We start from the raw sequence: 20,861 nt of genomic DNA, 5'->3' as shown, positions 1-20,861 counted from the left end.
GGCTCCCCATCACTCGTCGTCGTCTTCTCCGGCGAAGATCAGGCTGCCCTGCTGGAGCAGTTCGCGGATCAGGCGCATGGCATCGTCGTCCTGCAGCCAGGGCGCGAGATTGGCCTCGTGCAGGACGTCCGCCGAGCATAGCAGGTCGAGCAGCGGTTGCAGCCGCATGGGCAGCAGGCGGCTCTGGCCGCTGGCGAAGACCATCACCTCGTCTTCCAGGCGACTCCAGGCGATGCGGCCGCTGGGGTTGCGCATCAGCAGGGCGCCTTCGTCGAGTTCCTTGCGCAGCTGCTTGGCGCTGAGGTTTTCTCCGGCGACGCGCTCCGGGTAGCGCGGCTCGGTCATGTGCTGGCCGAACCAGGCCAGCAGCAGGCGATCGTCGCTCAGGTGACGCTCCATCAGGCCGCGCAGCCGCTCGATGGCCTCGGGCGGAATCTCCGCCGGATGCTCGCTGGCCGGGGCGCAGCCGGCGTCGCTGTAGCGCTCGTCCTCGGGGATGAACTGGTTGAGGAAGTCGGTGAAGTGGGTGAGCACCTCGCCGGCACTGGGGGCGCGGAAGCCGATGGAGTAGGTCATGCACTCGTCTTCGGCGATGCCGTCGTGGGCCAGGCCCGGCGGCAGATAGAGCATGTCGCCCGGTTCCAGCACCCATTCGTCGGTCTGCTGGAAGTCGGCGAGGATCTTCAGCTCCAGGCCGTCGATCAGCGGGCTGTCGGCGGTGCACGGCTGACCGATGCGCCAGCGACGGCGGCCATGGCCCTGCAGCAGGAAGACGTCATAGTGATCGTAGTGGGGGCCGACACCGCCACCGGGGGCGGCGTAGCTGATCATGACGTCGTCGACGCGCCAGCTGGGCAGGAAGCGGAAGGCCTCCAGCACCTCGGCCACCTCGGGGACGAACTGGTCGACCGATTGCACCAGCAGGGTCCAGTCGCGCTCGGGCAGGCCGGCGAAGGTGTCTTCCGGCAGCGGGCCGCGGCGCAGCTCCCAGGTGCGGTCCTGGCCGATGATCAGGCGGGATTCGATTTCCTCTTCCAGCGACAGGCCGGCCAGCTCGTCCGGTTCCAGGGGGCTCTGGAAATCCGGGATGGCCTGGCGGATCAGCAGGGGTTTCTGCTGCCAGTAGTCGCGGAGGAATTCACGGGCGGTCAGGCCGCCGAGCAGTTGCAGGGGTTGATCCGGGTTCATGCACACCTCGCGCAATGAAAAACGCCCGGCGAGGCCGGGCGTGAAAAAGAAGGCAGCCTCAGACCCGACGGGCCTGCTCGGCCGCATTACCGATATAGCCGGCCGGGGTCAGCTGGCGCAGTTCGGCCTTGGCGGCTTCAGGGATTTCCAGGCCGTCGATGAAGTCCTGCAGGGCGCTGGCGCTGATGCCCTTGCCGCGGGTCAGCTCCTTGAGCTTCTCGTAGGGGTTGGCCACGCCATAGCGGCGCATCACGGTCTGCACCGGCTCGGCCAGGACTTCCCAACAGGCGTCCAGGTCTTCGGCGATGCGCGCGGCGTTGAGCTCCAGCTTGCCGATGCCCTTGAGGGTGGCTTCGTAGGCGATCACGCCGTGGGCCAGGCCGGTGCCCAGGTTGCGCAGCACGGTGGAATCGGTCAGGTCGCGCTGCCAGCGGGAGATCGGCAGCTTGCTGGCCAGGTGCTGGAGGATGGCGTTGGCGATGCCCAGGTTGCCTTCGGAGTTCTCGAAGTCGATGGGGTTGACCTTGTGCGGCATGGTCGAAGAGCCGATCTCGCCGGCCACGGTCTTCTGCTTGAAGTAGCCGAGGGAAATGTAGCCCCAGACGTCCCGATCAAAGTCGATCAGGATGGTGTTGAAGCGGGCGATGGCGTCGAACAGCTCGGCGATGTAGTCGTGCGGCTCGATCTGGGTGGTGTAGGGATTCAGGGTCAGGCCGAGGTCGTCTTCGATGAAGGTGCGCGCATTGGCCTCCCAGTCGACGTCCGGGTAGGCGGACAGGTGGGCGTTGTAGTTGCCCACCGCGCCGTTGATCTTGCCCAGCGGGCGGATGGCGGCGATCTGTTCGATCTGGCGCTCCAGGCGATAGACCACGTTGGCCAGTTCCTTGCCCAGGCTGGTGGGGGAGGCGGGCTGGCCGTGGGTGCGCGAGAGCATGGGCACGTCGGCGAAGCGATGGGCCAGCACGCGGATCTCGCCGGCGATCTGGCGCATCAGCGGCAGCAGCACCTGGTCACGGCCTTCGCGCAGCATCAGCGCGTGGGACAGGTTGTTGATGTCCTCGGAGGTGCAGGCGAAGTGGATGAATTCGCTGACCGCGGCCAGTTCCGGCAGGCCGGCGACCTCTTCCTTGAGCAGGTACTCGATGGCCTTGACGTCGTGGTTGGTGGTGCGCTCGATGTCCTTGACCCGCTGCGCCTGCTCGACGCTGAACTCGGTGGCCAGCTTGTCCAGCAGGGCATTGGCCTCGGCGGAGAAGGGCGCGACCTCGGGAATGCCCGCGTGGGCGGCCAGGCGCTGCAGCCAGCGGACCTCGACCTGGGCGCGGAAACGGATCAGGCCGAATTCGCTGAAGATGGGGCGCAGGGCGGCGGTCTTGCCGGCGTAACGGCCGTCGATGGGCGATACGGCGGTGAGCGAGGAGAGCTGCATGGGCATTCTCTTGGTAGCGGGGGAGAAAGGGGCGGAATTCTACACGCAAAGACCGGGGCTTTAGTACCGCCGCCGGCCGGTCCGGGATCAGCCGTTGCGCAGGGGATAGAGGTTGTCGAGCAGCTTGCGGCGATTGAGCACCAGTTGCCAGCGGTGACCGCCGAGCTGGCGCCACAGGCGGGCCGAGCGAATGCCGGCCAGCAGCAGGGCACGCACTCGCGAGGCGGTGGCTGATTGCTGCAGGTAGCGCATCTCGCCGTGCACCTGGATGCGCTGCTTGAAGGTGCTCAGGGTGTCCTCGTAGAGACCCCCGCAGGCAGCGATGACGTTCTCGTGAGCGACCCCGAAGTGCTCGACCTGGGACTGGATCTGGGTGAGGCGCCGGCCGATGAGATCGAGCAGGTCGCCGCGCTTCTCCAGCTTGCGTTCCAGGGCGGTCATCGCCAGGGCGTAGCGCAGCGGCTCGCGCTGCAGGCTGTTGGGGTTGCGCTCCAGGGTGCTGGAAAGCGCGCCGAGGCCCTCGCGCAGAGGCGCGACCTGGCCGCCGTAGACCTCCAGGGTGCTGCCCGGATCGCGCACCAGCAGGCTGCCGAGCAGACAGGCGAGGGGTTCTTCCGCGACCTGGCCGGTGCGTGCCAGCTGGTCGACCAGCACGGCGGCCTGGAAGACGCCGCCCAGGGCGATGAGTTGTTCCTGGGTGCGATTCATGCGGCGGGCGCCTCGGCGCAGGCGGGTTGATAATGTTCGATCACGCCGCCGCCCAGGCAGACGTCGCCGTCGTAGAAGACCACCGACTGGCCGGGGGTCACGGCGCGCTGGGGTTCGTCGAAGACTACCCGGTAGCCGGCGCCCTGGCGCTCGATCCGGCAGGGCTGGTCCTGCTGGCGATAGCGGACCTTGGCGGTGAGGCGGCGCGGTTGGGCGAGCTCCAGGTCATTGACCCAGAACATCTCGCTGACGGTCAGGGCCTCGGCGAACAGCCAGGGGTGGGCATTGCCCTGGCCGACGATCAGCACGTTGCGGGTCAGGTCCTTGCTCAGCACGTACCAGGGATCGTCACCGGCGTCCTTCATGCCGCCGATGCCCAGGCCCTGGCGCTGGCCGATGGTGTGGTACATCAGGCCGTGGTGGCGGCCGATGACCTCGCCGGTGGTGGTCTCGATGTCGCCCGGCTGCGCCGGCAGGTACTGCTTGAGGAAGTCGCTGAAGCGACGCTCGCCGATAAAGCAGATGCCGGTGGAGTCCTTCTTGCGCGCGGTGGCCAGGCCATGCAGCTCGGCGATGGCGCGGACCTCGGGCTTTTCCAGTTCGCCCACCGGGAAGAGGGTGCGCGCCAGCTGCTCGCCGCCCACGGCGTGGAGGAAATAGCTCTGGTCCTTGTTGGCGTCCAGCCCCTTGAGCAGCAGGGTCTGGCCGTCGACGTCGCGACGGCGCACATAGTGGCCGGTGGCGATCAGGTCGGCGCCCAGGGCCAGGGCATAGTCGAGGAAGGCCTTGAACTTGATCTCGCGGTTGCAGAGGATGTCCGGATTCGGCGTCCGGCCGGCCTTGTATTCGGCGAGGAAGTGCTCGAAGACGTGATCCCAGTACTCGGCGGCGAAGTTGGCCGTGTGCAGCTTGATGCCGATGCGGTCGCAGACCGCCTGGGCATCGGCGAGGTCTTCCTTGGCCGTGCAGTACTCGGTGCCGTCGTCCTCGTCCCAGTTCTTCATGAACAGGCCCTCGACCTGATAGCCCTGCTCCTTGAGCAAGAGGGCCGAGACCGAGGAATCCACTCCGCCGGACATGCCGACGATGACGCGGGTGCCGTTCACTTCAAAAACCTCTCATATCTACGATCATCGACAGGGGATAGCGGTGCCCGTCCAGATACTTCTCGATGGCGTCCAGGACCAGGGGGCTGCGCAGCCGGGCCTGCTCGGCGCGGATCTCGTCGAGCGTCAGCCACACCGCACGGGTGATGTCGGCGTCCAGGGCGCGCTCCGGCTGATGGGCCAGGGGGCGGGCATGGAAGGCCGTGCGATAGTAGGTGACGCCATTGGTCGGGGCGACATAGAGGCCGATGCCGATCACGCCCAGGATCTCCACCTGCCAGGCGGTTTCTTCCAGGGTTTCGCGCCATGCCGCCTCGATCAGGCTCTCGCCCGGCTCCAGGTGCCCGGCCGGCTGGTTGAGCACCAGGCGACCCTGCTTCTCTTCTTCCACCAGCAGGAAGCGACCGGCGTCTTCCACCACGGTGGCCACGGTGACGTGGGCGTGCCAATCCATCTCGGACTCCGCTATCGGTAATCGCGCAGTATACGCCTTAAGCTTTGCGTGCCCCAAATGCAGCGAACCCCGGCCGGGGCCGGGGTTCGCTGTGATCACCCATTCAGGCTGCGGATGCAGCCCTCAGGTTCAGCCCTTGAGCTGTTCCAGGGCGGCATTGAGCGTGGCGCTCGGACGCATGGCCTGGCGGGTCTTGGCCTGGTCGGGGTGGTAGTAGCCACCGATGTCCACGGCCTGGCCCTGGACGCCGTTCAGCTCGGCGACCACCTTGGCTTCGTCGGCGGTCAGCGACTTGGCCACCGGCTCGAACTGGGCCTTGAGCTGGGCGTCTTCGCTCTGCTCGGCCAGGGCCTGGATCCAGTACAGCGCCAGGTAGAAGTGGCTGCCGCGGTTGTCCAGTTCACCGGCCTTGCGCGACGGCGACTTGTTGCTGTCGAGGAACTTGCCGTTGGCCTGGTCCAGGGTCTTGGCCAGGATCTTGGCCTTGGCGTTGCCGGTGGTCTCGCCCAGGTGGTTCAGGGATTCGGCCAGGGCCAGGAACTCGCCCAGGGAATCCCAGCGCAGGTGGTTTTCCTGCACGAACTGCTGGACGTGCTTGGGCGCGGAGCCGCCGGCACCGGTCTCGAACAGGCCGCCGCCGTTCATCAGCGGGACGATGGACAGCATCTTGGCGCTGGTGCCCAGTTCCATGATGGGGAAGAGGTCGGTCAGGTAGTCGCGCAGGACGTTGCCGGTCACCGAGATGGTGTCCTCGCCCTTGCGGATGCGCTCCAGGGACACGCGGGTGGCTTCCTCGGGCGCCAGGACACGGATGTCCAGACCGTTGGTGTCGTGGTCCTTGAGGTAGCGCTCGACCTTGGCGATGACCTGGGCGTCGTGGGCGCGGTTCTGGTCCAGCCAGAAGATGGCCGGGGTGTTGCTGGCACGAGCGCGGTTGACGGCCAGTTTGACCCAGTCCTGGATCGGCGCGTCCTTGGTCTGGCACATGCGCCAGATGTCACCGGCCTCGACCGGATGCTCGAAGACCACCTTGCCCTGGTCGTCGGTCACGCGCACGGTGCCGTCGGTGGGGATCTGGAAGGTCTTGTCGTGGGAGCCGTATTCCTCGGCCTTCTGCGCCATCAGGCCGACGTTGGGCACGCTGCCCATGGTGCTGGGATTGAAGGCGCCGTGCTGCTTGCAGTCCTCGATCACCACCTGGTAGACGCCGGCATAGCAGCGGTCGGGGATGATGGCCTTGGTGTCCTGCAGGTTGCCTTCGGCGTTCCACATCTTGCCGGAGTCACGGATCATGGCCGGCATGGAGGCGTCGACGATGACGTCGCTCGGCACGTGCAGGTTGGTGATGCCCTTGTCGGAGTTGACCATGGCCAGCGCCGGACGCTGGGCGTACTGGGCGTCGAAATCGGCCTTGATGGCGGCCTGGGTGGCTTCCGGCAGGCTGGACAGGCGGGCGTAGAGGTCGCCGATGCCGTTGTTGCGATCGAAGCCGGCTTCTTTCAGGGCGGCTTCGTGCTTGGCCAGGACGTCCTTGTAGAACTCGCCGACGATGATGCCGAACATGATGGGGTCGGAGACCTTCATCATGGTGGCCTTCAGGTGCACGGAGAACAGCACTCCCTGGGCCTTGGCGTCTTCGATCTGGGCGGCGATGAAGCTCTGCAGAGCCTTGCGGCTCATGGTCGAGGCGTCGACGATCTCGCCGGCCTTGACCGCGGTCTTCTCTTTCAGGACCTTGCTGCTGCCGTCCTTGCCGATCAGTTCGATCTTCAGGCTGCCGGCGTTCTCGATGGTGGCCGAGCGCTCGCTGCCATAGAAGTCATGGGCATCCATGTGGGCGACGTGGGATTTGGAGTCGGCGCTCCAGGCACCCATGCGATGGGGGTGCTTGCGGGCGTAGTTCTTGACCGACAGCGGCGCGCGGCGGTCGGAGTTGCCTTCGCGCAGGACCGGGTTCACGGCGCTGCCCTTGACCTTGTCGTAACGCGCCTTGACGTCCTTTTCCTTGTCGTCCTTGGGCTCGTCCGGATAGTCCGGCAGGGCGTAGCCCTGACCCTGCAGTTCCTTGATCGCCGCCTTGAGCTGCGGGACCGAGGCGCTGATGTTGGGCAGCTTGATGATGTTGGCTTCGGGAGTGGTGGCCAGTTCGCCGAGTTCGGCGAGGTGGTCGGAGATGCGCTGCTCTTCCTTCAGGTACTCGGGGAAGAGGGCGATGATGCGGCCGGCAAGGGAGATGTCACGGGTTTCGAGGGCGACGCCGGAGGAGGCGGTGATGGCCTCGACGATGGGTAGCAGCGAATAGGTCGCCAGGGCGGGCGCTTCGTCGGTCAGGGTGTAGATGATCTTCGACGTGGTGGACATGTCTTGCTTTAACTCCTCTTTATCACAGCTGTGGCGCGAAGCCGGGCGAGCGAGGATCGACCCTTGAGTCGATAGACGCCCCAAGAAGGCGTTATCGGGCCGCGCGACAGGCGCGGCGGCGATGGACGTGCGATGCGACAAAGCGTCGCTGCGGAAATTGCGGGATCGGCCGATACAGCCAGCGGAACCGGCAGGGCCTGCAGCGACCCGTCAGTCGGCGGAGTATATCAGCGCGGCGCCTGGCGTGCATTCGTACTGCCGCGGCCTGGCTGTGGGCAGATGTTGCGGCTGTGACGGGTCTGGTAGAAGCGCACAGCTGCATCGAGCAACCAGGTCAAGAGGCTTGACCATTCGACGGCTGGCGCTGCACGGCAGTTGCTTAAGGGACTAAACTATTGCCCCTCTTAATCTGATGAGGTCGTTATGAAAACCAAGGACAATGCGTCCAAGAGTCGTTCCTGGGCTATCGTCGGGCTGGAAACGCTCGTGATCGTCGCCCTGTCGCTGTACGTCGCCTTCGGCGCCGGGCTGTTCATCAAGCACCACTGCTGGGACACCCTGACCCCGCAGCAGCAAGACCAGATCCTCGAGCAGATGAGCCGCAGTGCTCAGGAAAATACCCTGCTCACCTGATTCGCCTTCGCTCGAATCCCTTCCTTTCAAACAATAAGAATCCTTCTTTTTTCTCCCGCGCACTCCCTGGGTGTCGAGGGGGCCTCGTCACGTCCGCTTTTCTAGCAGACCAGATGTTTGCCTGGACTCACGGGGGCGGTGGGGGTTGCCTTGGGCAGCACGCTGGGCGAGGAGATCGCCACGGGTCTGGCGCGACGTGCCAGGCGCAGCATGGCCCAGAGTATGGCCAGCGCCAGGGCTAGCCAGCCCAGAATCAGAAGAAGGATGTAGGTCGCAGGAGTCATTGACGTTCACCGTACGGCTGTCTCGGAAAGGTGTCTCTGCTGGGACACATTTCACTAGACTCGTCAATAGCTATCCTGTTCAGGCTTTCCCGATGCGGGGTCCGCCCGGGCGCCGCCGAGGCGGCGCCCGGTCGGCGCGGATCACAGGAACAGGTGCGCCAGCCAGAACAGGCCGGCGGAGAGGGCCATGGAGGCCGGCAGGGTCAGGACCCAGGCCATCAGGATGTTGCGCACCGTGCTGCCCTGCAGGCCGCTGCGATTGGCGACCATGGTGCCGGCCACGCCCGAGGACAGCACGTGAGTGGTGGAGACGGGCAGGGCGAAGACGTTGGCCATGCCGATGGCGGCCACAGCCGTCACCTGGGCGCTGACGCCCTGGGCATAGGTCATGCCCTGGCGCCCGATCTTCTCGCCGACGGTCAGCACCACCCGGCGCCAGCCGACCATGGTGCCGATGCCCAGGGCCAGGGCGACCGCGATGATGACCCAGAAGGGCGCGTATTCGGTGGTGCTGGTGAGATCCTTGCGCAGACGACTGAGGTCGTCGCGATCGCGCGCGGTCAACACCGGCAGCTTGCTCACCTTTTTGGCGGTGTCGTCCAGGCACAGCAGGTAGCGGCGCACCTGCTGGCGATGGTCGTCGCTCATGGCGCGGTAGTCGGTGATGCCTTCCAGATCGGCCAGCAGTGCCTGCAGGGTCGGCACGGTCATGTGCGGGGCGCAGCGGAATTCCTGGGGCAGATCGCGATTGCCGGGCACTTCGGCGAGGAAGTCCTTGAGGTTGTCGCCCTGGCGCTCGTAGAACTGACCCAGGTGGATGGCGGCGTCGCGGGTGCGCTCGATCTGGTAGGTGGTGCTGTCCAGGTCCAGCACGAACTTGGCCGGGACGATGCCGATCAGCACCAGCATGATCAGGCCGATGCCTTTCTGGCCGTCGTTGGAGCCGTGCACGAAGCTCATGCCCATGGCCGAGAGGACCAGCATCAGACGATTCCAGAACGGCGGGTGCTTCTTGGCGTCCACTTCGCGGCGCTGTTCCGGGGTCTTGTGCATCTTCGACAGCGGCCGCCAGCGCTTGAGGGCGAGCAGCAGCAGGCCGGCGACGGCGAAGCCGGCCAGCGGCGAGAAGATCAGCGACAGGCCGATGTCGATCGCCTTCTGCCAGTTCACCCCTTCGCTCATCGGGATGCCGGTGAGCAGGGCGTTGGTCACGCCGACGCCGAGAATGGAGCCGATCAGGGTGTGGGAGCTGGAAGCGGGGATGCCGAAGTACCAGGTGCCCAGGTTCCAGGTGATGGCCGCGGCGAGCAGGGAAAACACCATGGCCAGACCGTGGCCGGTGTTGACGTTGATCAGCAGCTCCACCGGCAGCAGGTGGACGATGGCGTAGGCGACGCCAACGCCGCCGAGCAGCACACCGAGGAAATTGAAGATGCCGGAGAAGAACACCGCGAGGTGCGGCGGCATGGCCTTGGTGTAGATCACCGTGGCGACGGCGTTGGCGGTGTCGTGGAAGCCGTTGATGAATTCAAAGGCCAGCACAAAGGCCAGGGCCAAGACGAGGCTGATGGCGACCCAGGCATGGAGTCCGCTGAAAAGTTCGAACATGGGGATACGTCGACAGTTGGCAGGCGCGAATTATGGCAGAAAAATGACTGCCGCCATCGCCACCTTGAATGGGAGGGGCGAATTAGTCACCGCGGTAGATGCAGCCGCAGGTGCAGGTCTCATGGACGCGGACCTGGCTGAGTTCGGGCAGCTGGGGCTTGAGTTGTTGCCAGATCCAGCGGGCGAGCACCTCGCTGGTGGGGTTCTCGAGGCCCGGGATGTCGTTCAGGTAGTGATGGTCGAGACGCTCGTACAGGGGTTTGAAGACGGCCTTGATGTCGGCGAAATCCCGGACCCAGCCGGTATGGGGATCGACCTCGCCTTCGATGTGCAGGCCTACCTTGAAGGAATGCCCATGGAGACGGCCGCACTTGTGACCTGCCGGAACATTGGGCAGGAAGTGCGCGGCTTCGAAAATGAATTCTTTGAAAATTTCCACGATAACCACTCGCGTTGGGCCACGGGGTGTGGCGGCTGCGGGGCGGCAGTCTATCAGCTCGACAGCGCCTTGCCGAACCTCCCGCTGCCCGGCAGCGGCCAGCGGCTAGCCCGGCATCGACCAGGGTTCCAGCAGATGGCCGTCGTGCGCCAGTTCCAGGCGGGTCCGTTCGATCAGCGCGGCGAGGTGGCCGGCATGGCTGTACTGGCTGCGGGCGACGTGGGCGACCGAGGCCAGGACCTGGCTGCCGTCCGTCACCGCGAAGGAAAAGCTGGCGTCGCTGGGGTCTTCACGGACCTCGCCGTGCAGCGGCAGAAAGGCCTTTTCGACGATGTGGACGGCGCGGGCGAGATCGATGGTCATGGACGGATTCCTCTGCAGATCCTCTTCTATAGAGGACCGGGTGGCGGAGAAATTCTGATTTGCCAACGCCTGCGGGCTTAGGCAGTCTCCCGGTCTTTGTCTGGACGTTTCCCCATGCGCAACAGCAATCCTCGTACCTTCTGGGCTCTGGTCGGCCTGGCCGCGGTCTTCGGTCTCGCCGGCCTGATCGGCAATCGGATGGGCTGGGAGCGACTGGAGATCGGCTATCGGACAGTGCCGTCACCCAGTGGCCTGGACATCGGCGTGGCGGGGCAGGTCATCACCGGTCTGCCGTCGCTGTGCATAGCCCTGGCGCTGGTCACCATAGTGACGGCGCTGATCATCCGCGGTGGCCGCCGCTTCCGTTCGCGGCTGCCCCTGCCGGTGACGGCGGCCATTCTCTGGGTGCTGCTGGCGGGCCTGCTGGTGCTCTTCTATCCCAGTACCCTGGCGTTCCAGTGGGAGAACCATCGCAGCGCGGCGGACATCGACTTCTATGTGCTGCAGGAGCGCCAAGGCCCGTTCCAGGGTACCGCGCAGAAAAGCCAGCGCCTGACCTACTACCGCGACTGCGGCACCACCGGGCAGACAGCCTGCCCGGTGTTCGAGTGCGTGGTGGAAAGACGCAGCTGGCTGGGCGGCCTGCAGAAGATCGAAGGCTTCTACCCGGGGCTGGACCAGGAGCGTCAGTTGGAGCTGCTGCGCACCCGCTGCCTGCCCGGCACGCCGTGACCGACGAAACCGCCGGTCTGGTGGCGCCATAGGCGGGCATAGAGACCGTTGTAGGCGATCAGCTCGTCGTGGGAACCCATCTCGACGATCTGGCCGCGCTCCATGACCACCAGGCGGTCCATGCGCGAGATGGTCGACAGCCGGTGAGCGATGGCGATCACCGTCTTGCCTTCCATCAGGGTCTCCAGACTCTCCTGAATGGCCGCTTCCACCTCGGAGTCGAGGGCGGAGGTGGCTTCGTCGAGCAGCAGGATGGGTGCGTCCTTGAGCAGGGTGCGGGCGATGGCGATGCGCTGACGCTGGCCGCCGGAGAGCTTGACGCCACGCTCACCCACCTGGGCGTCCAGGCCGGTACGACCATGGGCATCGGTGATGCGGGCGATGAAGTCGTCGGCCTTGGCCTTGCGCAAGGCCGCGTGCAGCTCCTCGTCGGTGGCCTCAGGGCGGCCGTAGAGCAGGTTCTCGCGAATCGAACGGTGCAGCAGCGAGGTGTCCTGGGTGACCACGCCGATCTGGCATCTCAGGCTTTCCTGGGTGACGTGGGCGATGTCCTGGCCATCGACCAGGATGCGACCGCCTTCCAGGTCATAGAGGCGCAGCAGGACGTTGATCAGGGTGGACTTGCCGGCGCCCGAGGGGCCGACCAGGCCGATCTTCTCGCCCGGGGCCACGTCGAGGGTCAGGCCTTCGATGATGCCGGCGCCCTTGCCGTAGTGGAAATGGATGTCCTCGAACAGCACGGCGCCACGGCTCACCTGCAAGGGCTTGGCGTCCGGGGCATCGCCGACCTGGCGCGGTTTGGCGATGGTGCTCATGCCGTCCTGCACCATGCCGATGTTCTCGAAGATGCCGTTGACCACCCACATGATCCAGCCGGACATGCTGTTGATACGGATCACCAGGCCGGTGGCCAGGGCGATGGCGCCCACGCTGATGACGCCCTGGTGCCAGAGCCAGAGGGCGAGGCCGGTGGTGCCGGCGATGAGGAAGCCACTGAGGATGGCGATGGTCACGCCCATGGCGGTGATCAGGCGCGCGGCGCTCTCGGCCTTTTCGGTCTGCTCTTCCATGGCCTGGCGGGCGTATTGCTCCTCCTGGGCGGAGTGGGAGAACAGCTTGAGGGTGGAGATGTTGGTGTAGCCGTCGACGATGCGTCCGGAGAGCTGCGAGCGGGCTTCGGAGGCGATGGCCGAGCGCTCCTTGGTCTGGGGCACGAAATACCAGAGGGCGATGACGTAGCCGATGATCCAGAGGACCAGGGGCACCATCAGCCAGACGTCGGCCTGGGCGAACAGGATCAGCGAGGTGACGGCAAAGATCAGCACGTGCCAGATGGCGTCCACCGCCTGCACCGCCGAATCGCGCAGGGAGACACCGGTCTGCATGATGCGGTTGGAGATGCGCCCGGCGAAGTCGCTGTGGAAGAAACCCAGGCTCTGCTTGAGCACATAGCGATGGTTCTGCCAGCGGATCAGGGTGGTGAGGCTGGGGGTGATGGTCTGGTGCACCAGCAGGTCATGCAGGCTGATGAACAGCGGCCGGATGACCAGGGTAACCACTGCCATCCAGATCAGGGTGCCGCCGTGCTCCTGGAAGAACACCGTGCTGTTGGGCGCGCTGCCGGCCAGGTCGACGATCTGGCCGATGAAGTTGAACAGGGCGACCTCGATCAGGGCGCCGATCAGACCGACCGCCAACAACAGGGCGAAGGCCGGCCAGGCTTGCTTGAGGAAGTGCAGATAGAAGGCGCCGACGCCAGTGGGCGGCATTTCATCGGGGGCTTCCCGAAATGCATCGATGAGGCGTTCGAAGCGGCGAAAGATCATGCGGGGTCCTTGTGAGGAGGAGACGGCGTCTCGCACTGGGGCCTCGCCTGGTTGACCGGACGACCGCCAGCGGATCGTCCGGCAGGACGGGTCGGCTACAGCCGTTTGGCAGCGAGAATCATGACCGGTTCACGGGGAATGTCGCGCAGCATGCCCTGGCGGGTGGTCTGGACCCCGGCGATCTGGTCGACGACTTCCATGCCACGCACGACCTTGCCGAACACCGCATAGCCGAAGTCGCGCGAGCCGTGGTCGAGGAAGGCATTGTTCTCAACGTTGATGAAGAATTGACTGGTGGCGGAATTGACGTCCGAGGTCCGCGCCATGGCCAGGGTGCCACGCAGATTCTTCAGGCCGTTGTCGGCTTCGTTCTTGATCGGCGCCTTGGTGCGCTTTTCCTGCATGTCGCGGGTGTAGCCGCCACCCTGGATCATGAAGCCCGGGATGACCCGGTGGAACAGGGTGCCCTTGTAGAAGCCGCTGTCGACGTAGCCGAGGAAGTTCTCGGTGCTGACCGGTGCCTTGGCCGCGTCCAGCTCGACCTCGATGTCACCCTTGTTGGTGCTGATGAGCACGTGCGGATTGTCCGCGGCAAAGGTGGAGGAGGCGACGAACAGCGCGCAGGCGGCAAGCAGGGCTTTGAACATGATGGATCCTTGAGTGGCAGAGACGACTGGCGAACGATAGCAACCCGGCCGGCACCCCGCCACGGTCAGCGTGGCAGGGCATGCTTGCGCAGCAGGTTCATGAGGATCTGCGAGGCCGGGCCCAGCTCGTGCTGGCGGGTCTTGTAGAGCTGGAAGGGATGGAAGCGCTGGGCGCCCTGTTCCAGGGGCAGCGGCTTGAGCAGACCGGCCTCGAGATCGGTCTGGATGGCGTCCCGGGGCAGCCAGGCGAAGCCCAGGCCGTCGCGCAGGAAGGTCGCCGCGGTGCTGATGCTGCCCACCGTCCAGCGCTGCTCGGCGGCCAGCCAGCCGGCATCCCGCGGCTGGGCGCGGCCGCTGTCGCGGATCACGATCTGCAGCTGTTCTTCCAGATCGGCGGTCACCAGGGTGCGCTGCAGCTGGTGCAGCGGATGCTCGGGATGGGCGACGGCGACGAACTCCACGGTGCCGAGGGAGGCCCCCAGGTGCGCGGCGATCACCAGCCCGGTGATCGCCAGGTCCGCCGAGCCGTCGAGCAGGGCCTCTTCCACGCCGGACAGCACCTCTTCGCGCAGCCGTACCCGGCAGCCACGACTTTGCGGCATGAATTCGCGCAGGCACAGCAGCAGGGGACGGGTGGGGTAGGCGGCGTCCACCACCAGCCGCACCTCGGACTCCCAGCCCTGTTCCATGTGGTAGGCCAGTTCCTCCAGCTGGCTGGCCTGCTGCACCAGGCGGCGCGAGCGGCGCAGGAGCACGGCGCCGGCATCGGTCAGCACGGCGCGGCGTCCCTCTAGGCGCAACAGCGGCACGCCGAGCTGCTCCTGCATGCGCGCGACGGTATAGCTGACCGACGACTGGGAGCGATGCAGCACCTCGGCGGCCTGGGCGTAGCCGCCGTGATCCACCACCGCCTGCAGGGTCCGCCACTGATCGAGGGAAACGCGAGGAGTCTTCATCAAGCGCTCTGGGCTCACGAAAGGGCGCATGTTAGTGCCTAGCCTGGCAATGGCAAAACGCGGCGTCCATCACGGCATGAAAAAATGTCGGCTGGCGGGTCAAATGTCCCGCCGGCGCCAGCCTCCAAGCCTGCCGATGAGTTTCCCACTCTAGGCAAGACAAGGAGTCTCCATGTCGTCATTCAAGGCGTTGCTGGGTTGCTGTCTGGTCATCGCGCCGCTGCTGGTCCAGGCCGAGGAATCTCGCGCGGCGGCCGCCGATCCCATCGATATCGAAGGCATGAACATCAGCCGGACCCTCGACTGCGAGGGGCGCGACGTGTCCCTGTCCGGCGAGGGCAATACCCTGACCCTGAAAGGCCAGTGCGGTGAGGTGTCGGTCTATGGCAGCCATCATCGCCTGGTGCTCGACAGCGCCCGGGCGCTGACCATCCATGGCCTGGGCAGCGTGACCACGGTCAGGGGCGCCGTGGCCAGCCTGAGCATCGGCGGCGGCTATCAGCAGGTGCAGGCCAATGTGCGCGGCAGCGATGGCCTGGCCAAGGTCGATGCCTACGGCTACGGCGCCAAGGCGCGCCTGACCCTGCTCAGCCAGGCCGACATCGCCGTGGGTGGTTCCAGTCAGCAGGTCTACTGGTCCCGCGCGGCCGGGGTGGCCGAGCCCAAGACGCTGGTCTCGGGCGCCGACAACGTACTGCAGGCCAACCAGTCGGTGGCGGGCCTCACCGGCGGCGAACCCTCGGGCCTGAACGCCACCCGCTAGGCCGTGAAGGGCCGGGGGTTTCCCTCGGGCGGCGGGCACGTTAAGGTCGCGCACCTTTTTCGTGCGCCGCCGTCATGCCTTATCTCCTGCTCGTCACCCTCATTTGGGCGTTTTCCTTCAGCCTGATCGGCGAATACCTCGCCGGTCGGGTCGACAGTGACTTCGCCGTGCTGGTCCGCGTGGCCATCGCCTTCGTGCTGTTCCTGCCTTTCACCCGTTGGCGCGGGGTGCCGGGACGCTTCGCCCTGGGGCTGATGGCGGCGGGCGCGCTGCAATTCGGCATCACCTATCTGTGCCTGTATCGCAGCTTCGCGGTGCTGACGGTGCCCGAGGTGCTGCTGTTCACCGTGCTCACGCCCATCTACGTGACCCTGCTGGACGACGCCTGGCAGCGGCACTTGCGAATCTGGTCGCTGCTCGCCGCCGTGGTGGCGGTGGGCGGCGCCGCCTTGATCCGCTTCCAGCCGCTGACCGGTGACTACCTGCTGGGTTTTCTCCTGCTGCAGGTGGCCAACCTGACCTTTGCCGCCGGCCAGGTGCTGTGCAAGCACCTGGGGCATGCCTATGCCGGGCAGGGCGCCCTGCATCGCCATTTCGGGCTGTTCTTTCTCGGCGCCCTGCTGGTGGCGGCGCTGTCCTTTCTGCTGTTCGGCAATCCGGCGCGGCTGCCCGGCACCCTGTTGCAGTGGGGCGTACTGGTGTGGATGGGCGTCTTCGCCACGGCGCTCGGCCTCTACTGGTGGACCCTGGGCTCGTTGCGGGTCAACGGCGGCACCCTGGCGATCATGAACGAAGCCCATGTGCCGGCGGGCCTGCTGGTCAGCCTACTGATCTGGCAGCACCCGGCCGATCTGCCTAGGCTGTTGCTGGGCGGTGGGATCATCCTGCTGTCGCTATTCATCAATCGTCTGGGGCGTCAGTCATGAACGTGCTGTCCGGCAAGGGCCTGGGCCTTTCGGTGCTGTCGTCGGTGCTGTTCGCGCTGATGCCGGTGTACTTCGCCTGGCTGGCGCCGTTGGACGGCCTGCAGGTGGTGGCCCTGCGGGTGGTCTGGTCGCTGCCCATGGTGCTCCTGCTGGTGGTGCTGCTGCGGGAGGGCAGGGCCCTGTGGGCCACGCTCAAGCGGCTGGTGCGCGAGCCCCGGCTGTGCCTGGCGATCCCGGCGGCGGCGCTGCTGATGGGCATCCAGTGGTGGGTGTTCGTCTGGGCGACCATGAACGGCGAGGCCATGGCCATGTCGCTGGGCTACTTCCTCTTGCCCCTGGCCATCGTGCTGACCGGCCGGCTGGTCTATGGCGAGCGCCTGCGACCGCTGCAGCGGCTGGCGGTCGGCTGCGCGCTGCTGGGGGTGGTCAACGAGGTCTGGGTGACCGGGGCGCTGTCCTGGGTCAGCCTGCTGCCGGTGGTGGGCTATCCGCCGTATTTCGTCTTGCGCCGCTGGATGGCGGTGGATGCCTTGTCCGGGTTCGTCTTGGAGATGGTCTGCCTGCTGCCCTTCGCGCTGCTCGCCCTGCACTGGTTCTCGCCCGGCGTCATCCTGCAGCAGTCGCCCTGGCTCTGGGCGCTCCTGCCAGGCCTGGGCCTGCTCAGTGCCATCGCCTTCGCCGCCATGCTGGCGTCGAGTCGCATGCTGCCGCTGAGTCTGTTCGGCATCCTCAGCTATGTGGAGCCGGCGCTGCTGGTGTTCGTCGCCCTCTATGTGCTCGGCGAGCAGCTGCCGGAGGGCGCGATCTGGACCTATGGCCCCATCTGGCTGGCGGTGGCCTGGGTCTGTCTCGACAGTGCGCGCCTGCTGCGCAAGCAGCTCAGGCGCGCGCCAGTGGCGCCCTAGAGCGCCAGGGTCGGGCACTCCGCGGCCGCGAAAAAGAACTCGTCGCAGTTGGGCAGGCTACCGGCGCGATCGACGATGAGGAATTCATCCTCGTCGCGCAGGGCCAGCACAGGGTGGTGCCAGACGCCGGCATGGTAGTTGATGCCCTGGCGACCATCGGTGCGGAAGACGCGGATGGCGCCGGCATCCGGGACCGTCGCCGGCGGCGCCACCACCACCAGGAAAGGCTCGCCGCGCAGCGGCACGAAGGCCTGGCTGCCGTGGGGATGGCGTTCGAGCATGGCGATGGTCAGCGGATAGTCCAGCCGCCGGGCGCGAAAGATGCTGATGATCGCCGCGCCGTCCGCCGGCCCCGTCTCGACCCGTGCCAGGGCGTGGTATCTCTGGGTCGAGCCGTTGTTGATGGGATACCAGTCCCGGTCCGCCGTCTCTATGACCTCGCCGAAGGGCGCGAAGCCCTCGGCGGTCAGCGGCTCGATGCGCAGTGGCCGGCTCATGCCTGGCCCCGCGCCACCTTGCCGAACAGTCGCAGTCGGCTGACGCCGCCGTCCGGGAAGATGTTCAGGCGCACGTGGGTGATGGGGCCGAGGTCGCGCACCTGCTCGCGGAAGCTGTGCTCCTGGTGCATCTGCAGCTTTTGCGGCGGCAGCAGCTCCTTCCAGAAGAGACTCTGGGTCTCGATCTGACCGTCGGTGCCGCCACGCACATAGGCGCCCTGGATCTGGCAGCTGTCCGGGTAGTTGCCCTTGAAGTGCAAGGTGTCCACCAGGATTTCCTCGACGATGCCGGCGTGGCCCAGGGCGACGATCACCCAGTCGTTGCCGGGGGTGCGGCGGCGCGCGGTTTCCCAGCCGTCGGCCATGCTGGCGGCGCGGCCCGGGTTGAGGATGTTGCTCATGCGGCCATAGTGCTCGTCGTTGCAGGCCAGGGCGCGACCGCCGTTGAGGGCGGCGGCCAGGTCCAGCACCTCGTCGTCGGCCTGGGCCGACCAGTCGCGGTGGGGGATGCCATAGACCCGCAGGCGGGCCACGCCACCGTCGGGATAGATGTTCAGGCGCAGGTGGGTCCAGGGGCGGTCATCGGCGATGGCATGGTAGTGGTGGCTGTTGCCCTGCATCTCGATGGCCGGCAGCACCTCGGTCCAGGCGGCATCGGCGGCCGGGTCGCCCTCGGCGCAGAAGCAGGCTTCCAGGGAGGCCGAGGGCGGGTAGTTGCCGGTGAACCAGCGGGTGTCGATGTCGACGCCCTTGATCGAGCCGGGCACGCCCAGGCGGATGACCGCATGGTCGTAGCCTTCGAAGCGCTTGCGCCGCGACTCCCAGCCGTCCATCCACTTGCCGTTGTCGTCGTAGACGCCTTCCTTCCACTCCGGCTCGTGGGGCTGGAGCATGCGGTCGGCGGCAGCGAACCAGTCGTCGGTGACGCTGATGACACGGGTGCCGAGGCGGGCATCGGCGAGGTTGAGGTACTTCTCGAAGGGCGCAGCGTAGGTGCGTTTCATGGGGTGCTCTTGTCGGGGGAGGGGTCAGAGGGTCTGCAGGCGGAAGAGGGCGATGCGGTCGATCTCGGCCAGGGCGCGCTGGAATTCCTGCTCCGGACTGTTGGGCAGGCGTTCCTCGAAGGCGGCCAGGATCAGGTGCCGGTTGCTGCCCTTCACCGCCATGATGAAGGGGAAGCCGAATTTGGCGCGGTAGGCCTCGTTGTGGCGGGTGAAGCGTTCGAGTTCCTCCGGGGTGCATTGATCGAGGCCGGCGCCGGCCTGTTCGCCACTGCTGGCGGCGGTCAGTTCTCCAGCCAGGGCGGCGCGTCCGGCGAGATCCGGGTGCGCCTGGATCAGCGCCAGCTGTTCGGCTTGGCTGGCGCGGGCGACCTGGGCGGCGAGGCGCTGGTGCAGGGCTTCGACGCTGTCCGGCAACGGCTGGCCCTCGTCGAAGGCGCGCTCGGCGACCCAGGCGGAATGCTCGTAGATGCCGCCAAAGGTCGCGACGAAGGCAGCGCGCTCCAGCTGGCTGGGGGTGACGGTCTGGAAGGTGCTCATGCCGGCGGATGCTCCCGGTGCCAGTGACGGGCGATGTCCACCCGACGGGCGAACCAGACGCGCTCATGGCTCTGGGCGTATTCGAGGAAGCGCTTGAGGCCCACCAGGCGACCGGGGCGACCGATCAGCCGGCAATGCAGACCGATGGAAAGCATCTTGGGCGCGCTGGCGCCTTCTTCGTAGAGGGTGTCGAAGGCGTCCTTGAGGTACTGGAAGAATTGCTCGGCGGTGTGGAAACCCTGGACCTGGGTGAATCTCATGTCGTTGGTGTCCAGGGTGTAGGGGATCACCAGGTGTGGCTTGCCGGTGGGCGTATCGGGTTCCCAATAGGGCAGGTCGTCGTCGTAGGTGTCGCTGTCGTAGAGGAAGCCGCCTTCCTCCATCACCAGGCGCCGGGTATTGGGACCGGTCCGGCCGGTGTACCAGCCCAGCGGTCGTTCGCCGGTCAGTTCGGTGAGGATCTCGATGGCGCGCTGCAGATGGGCGCGCTCCTCGGCTTCGTCCATGTACTGGTAGTCGATCCAGCGATAGCCGTGGCTGCAGATCTCGTGGCCGGCCTGGACCATGGCGCGGATGACCTCGGGGTGGCGCTCGGCGGCCATGGCCACGGCAAAGATGGTCAGGGGCACCTGGTGCCTGGCGAACAGTTCCAGGATGCGCCAGACGCCGGCGCGACTGCCGTATTCGTAGAGCGACTCCATGGACATGTTGCGGACGCCCGGCAACGGCTGGGCGGCGACCATCTCGGAAAGGAAGGCCTCGGACTCCTTGTCGCCGTGGAGGATGTTGCGCTCGCCACCCTCTTCGTAATTGAGCACGAAGGACAGGGCGATGCGGGCGTCACCCGGCCAGCGGGGGTGAGGCGGCTGGGCGCCATAGCCGATGAGATCACGGGGATAGGTCATGGAAGGGGCATCCTGGCAGTCGAGATGTTTTGTATACAATGTTTGGAGACCTTTGCCGAGTCCCAGCAAGAATCCTGCCTAACTGGTCTGACCGGTCTGAAGACTTTCGGCCGGCTGGAACGCGCCCGGGCCGCAGACAGTGCCTCTGGCAGGGCTGTATACAATCGCTGGCTGAAAAACTGTTAGGCTGGCTCATCACCCTGCAGGAGCGCTCCCATGTCCGTTTCTTCCCCTGGCGGTTACCTGACGACCCATGTGCTGGACACCGCCGGTGGCTGTCCGGGCGCAGATATCGTCTTTCGCCTGTACCGTCTGGAGGGGGCCGCGCGACAGGCCCTGGGTGAAGGGCGGACCAACGCTGATGGCCGCAGCGATACGCCGCTGTTGCAGGGCGACGCCTTCACGGCGGGAGTCTATGAGCTGGAGTTCGAGGTGGGCGCCTACTACCGGCGCCGCCAGGTGGCGCTGGATGAGCCGGCCTTTCTCGATACCGTGGTCCTGCGCTTCGGCCTCGCCGACGAGGGCGCGCATTACCATGTGCCGCTGCTGGTCTCCCCCTACAGCTACTCGACCTACCGCGGCAGCTAGCG

At 66.3% G+C, this 20,861-nt stretch carries 23 protein-coding genes; 6 read left to right on the top strand and 17 right to left on the bottom strand.

Annotation, left to right across the window (positions count from 1 at the left end; genetic code table 11):
* Positions 1-9 precede the first annotated feature (9 nt).
* The 6 genes from QKY98_RS09910 to QKY98_RS09885 all read right to left on the bottom strand — a co-directional run bounded on the left by QKY98_RS09910 (position 10) and on the right by QKY98_RS09885 (position 7,246).
* Complete coding sequence (locus QKY98_RS09910) at positions 10-1,188, bottom strand: ribosomal protein uL16 3-hydroxylase (RefSeq protein WP_044342796.1); 1,179 nt, start codon at positions 1,186-1,188, stop codon at positions 10-12.
* Positions 1,189-1,246: 58 nt separating this feature from the next.
* Positions 1,247-2,617, bottom strand: a complete 1,371-nt coding sequence (purB, locus tag QKY98_RS09905; protein ID WP_007158881.1) for an adenylosuccinate lyase — start codon at positions 2,615-2,617, stop codon at positions 1,247-1,249.
* 87 nt (positions 2,618-2,704) lie between these two features.
* Entirely contained in the window at positions 2,705-3,325 is a 621-nt protein-coding gene (gene hflD / locus QKY98_RS09900; protein WP_007158880.1) for a high frequency lysogenization protein HflD, read from the bottom strand.
* Complete coding sequence (gene mnmA, locus QKY98_RS09895) at positions 3,322-4,431, bottom strand: tRNA 2-thiouridine(34) synthase MnmA (RefSeq protein ID WP_027599793.1); 1,110 nt, start codon at positions 4,429-4,431, stop codon at positions 3,322-3,324. Before mnmA ends, hflD begins: the two co-directional genes overlap by 4 nt.
* Position 4,432: 1 nt before the next feature.
* Entirely contained in the window at positions 4,433-4,885 is a 453-nt protein-coding gene (locus QKY98_RS09890) for an NUDIX hydrolase (protein WP_042133495.1), read from the bottom strand.
* A gap of 129 nt (positions 4,886-5,014) precedes the next feature.
* Positions 5,015-7,246 carry an NADP-dependent isocitrate dehydrogenase gene (locus tag QKY98_RS09885; protein ID WP_044342797.1) on the bottom strand — a complete coding sequence of 744 codons (2,232 nt, stop codon included), beginning with the start codon at positions 7,244-7,246 and terminating at the stop codon, positions 5,015-5,017.
* A gap of 423 nt (positions 7,247-7,669) precedes the next feature.
* On the opposite strand from QKY98_RS09885, the gene QKY98_RS09880 reads away from it, so the two are divergent.
* The gene (locus QKY98_RS09880) at positions 7,670-7,879 is read left to right on the top strand and encodes a hypothetical protein (protein WP_007158876.1); all 210 of its coding nucleotides are present in this window, start codon (positions 7,670-7,672) and stop codon (positions 7,877-7,879) included.
* A gap of 101 nt (positions 7,880-7,980) precedes the next feature.
* Here the strand turns inward: QKY98_RS09880 and QKY98_RS09875 are convergent, their stop codons facing one another.
* From QKY98_RS09875 to QKY98_RS09860, 4 genes are all read right to left on the bottom strand, one after another.
* Positions 7,981-8,163, bottom strand: coding sequence for a hypothetical protein (locus QKY98_RS09875; protein WP_284670788.1), 183 nt, complete (start codon positions 8,161-8,163; stop codon positions 7,981-7,983).
* Positions 8,164-8,304: 141 nt separating this feature from the next.
* The gene (locus QKY98_RS09870; RefSeq protein WP_007158874.1) at positions 8,305-9,771 is read right to left on the bottom strand and encodes an inorganic phosphate transporter; all 1,467 of its coding nucleotides are present in this window, start codon (positions 9,769-9,771) and stop codon (positions 8,305-8,307) included.
* A gap of 82 nt (positions 9,772-9,853) precedes the next feature.
* The gene (gene queD / locus QKY98_RS09865; protein ID WP_081320902.1) at positions 9,854-10,210 is read right to left on the bottom strand and encodes a 6-carboxytetrahydropterin synthase QueD; all 357 of its coding nucleotides are present in this window, start codon (positions 10,208-10,210) and stop codon (positions 9,854-9,856) included.
* Between the two features lie 105 nt (positions 10,211-10,315).
* Complete coding sequence (locus QKY98_RS09860) at positions 10,316-10,573, bottom strand: DUF1652 domain-containing protein (RefSeq protein WP_007158872.1); 258 nt, start codon at positions 10,571-10,573, stop codon at positions 10,316-10,318.
* A 114-nt stretch (positions 10,574-10,687) separates the two neighbouring features.
* Between QKY98_RS09860 and QKY98_RS09855 the strand changes: the two genes are divergently transcribed.
* Positions 10,688-11,305: a hypothetical protein gene (locus tag QKY98_RS09855; RefSeq protein WP_284670787.1), complete on the top strand. Its 618-nt coding sequence runs from the start codon at positions 10,688-10,690 to the stop codon at positions 11,303-11,305.
* Here the strand turns inward: QKY98_RS09855 and QKY98_RS09850 are convergent.
* The 3 genes from QKY98_RS09850 to QKY98_RS09840 all read right to left on the bottom strand — a co-directional run bounded on the left by QKY98_RS09850 (position 11,260) and on the right by QKY98_RS09840 (position 14,734).
* Complete coding sequence (locus tag QKY98_RS09850; RefSeq protein WP_027599789.1) at positions 11,260-13,131, bottom strand: ABC transporter ATP-binding protein; 1,872 nt, start codon at positions 13,129-13,131, stop codon at positions 11,260-11,262. The genes QKY98_RS09855 and QKY98_RS09850 overlap by 46 nt on opposite strands.
* Positions 13,132-13,226: 95 nt before the next feature.
* Complete coding sequence (locus QKY98_RS09845; RefSeq protein ID WP_502945084.1) at positions 13,227-13,781, bottom strand: peptidylprolyl isomerase; 555 nt, start codon at positions 13,779-13,781, stop codon at positions 13,227-13,229.
* A gap of 62 nt (positions 13,782-13,843) precedes the next feature.
* Complete coding sequence (locus QKY98_RS09840; RefSeq protein WP_007158868.1) at positions 13,844-14,734, bottom strand: LysR family transcriptional regulator; 891 nt, start codon at positions 14,732-14,734, stop codon at positions 13,844-13,846.
* A gap of 172 nt (positions 14,735-14,906) precedes the next feature.
* On the opposite strand from QKY98_RS09840, the gene QKY98_RS09835 reads away from it, so the two are divergent.
* The 3 genes from QKY98_RS09835 (at position 14,907) to rarD (ending at position 17,328) form a co-directional block, all read left to right on the top strand.
* On the top strand, positions 14,907-15,497 hold the full coding sequence (locus QKY98_RS09835; protein WP_007158867.1) for a DUF3060 domain-containing protein: 591 nt from the start codon (positions 14,907-14,909) through the stop codon (positions 15,495-15,497).
* A 74-nt stretch (positions 15,498-15,571) separates the two neighbouring features.
* Positions 15,572-16,423 (top strand): EamA family transporter, encoded by an 852-nt coding sequence (locus QKY98_RS09830; RefSeq protein WP_007158866.1) that lies wholly within the window; start codon positions 15,572-15,574, stop codon positions 16,421-16,423.
* Complete coding sequence (rarD, locus tag QKY98_RS09825; RefSeq protein ID WP_169853635.1) at positions 16,420-17,328, top strand: EamA family transporter RarD; 909 nt, start codon at positions 16,420-16,422, stop codon at positions 17,326-17,328. Before QKY98_RS09830 ends, rarD begins: the two co-directional genes overlap by 4 nt.
* Here rarD and QKY98_RS09820 read toward each other — a convergent pair.
* The 4 genes from QKY98_RS09820 to puuE are packed head-to-tail and all read right to left on the bottom strand — an operon-like array spanning position 17,325 to position 20,271.
* Positions 17,325-17,825 carry an ureidoglycolate lyase gene (locus QKY98_RS09820; RefSeq protein WP_027599785.1) on the bottom strand — a complete coding sequence of 167 codons (501 nt, stop codon included), beginning with the start codon at positions 17,823-17,825 and terminating at the stop codon, positions 17,325-17,327. The two genes, rarD and QKY98_RS09820, sit on opposite strands and share 4 nt — an antisense overlap.
* A complete protein-coding gene (alc, locus tag QKY98_RS09815; RefSeq protein WP_007158863.1) occupies positions 17,822-18,829 on the bottom strand; it encodes an allantoicase in 1,008 nt (335 codons plus the stop codon). Before alc ends, QKY98_RS09820 begins: the two co-directional genes overlap by 4 nt.
* A gap of 24 nt (positions 18,830-18,853) precedes the next feature.
* The gene (gene uraD / locus QKY98_RS09810; RefSeq protein WP_284670785.1) at positions 18,854-19,366 is read right to left on the bottom strand and encodes a 2-oxo-4-hydroxy-4-carboxy-5-ureidoimidazoline decarboxylase; all 513 of its coding nucleotides are present in this window, start codon (positions 19,364-19,366) and stop codon (positions 18,854-18,856) included.
* Positions 19,363-20,271: an allantoinase PuuE gene (gene puuE / locus QKY98_RS09805; protein ID WP_077172531.1), complete on the bottom strand. Its 909-nt coding sequence runs from the start codon at positions 20,269-20,271 to the stop codon at positions 19,363-19,365. Before puuE ends, uraD begins: the two co-directional genes overlap by 4 nt.
* Positions 20,272-20,487: 216 nt before the next feature.
* On the opposite strand from puuE, the gene uraH reads away from it, so the two are divergent.
* Positions 20,488-20,859, top strand: a complete 372-nt coding sequence (gene uraH / locus QKY98_RS09800) for a hydroxyisourate hydrolase (protein ID WP_042133511.1) — start codon at positions 20,488-20,490, stop codon at positions 20,857-20,859.
* The last annotated feature ends 2 nt before the right edge of the window (positions 20,860-20,861 follow it).

Origin of the sequence: Pseudomonas sp. HR1 (assembly GCF_030175875.1) — a bacterium.
GTDB classification, from domain to species: Bacteria; Pseudomonadota; Gammaproteobacteria; order Pseudomonadales; family Pseudomonadaceae; genus Chryseomonas; species Chryseomonas oryzihabitans.
This window is presented reverse-complemented; position numbering and strand designations above follow the sequence as displayed.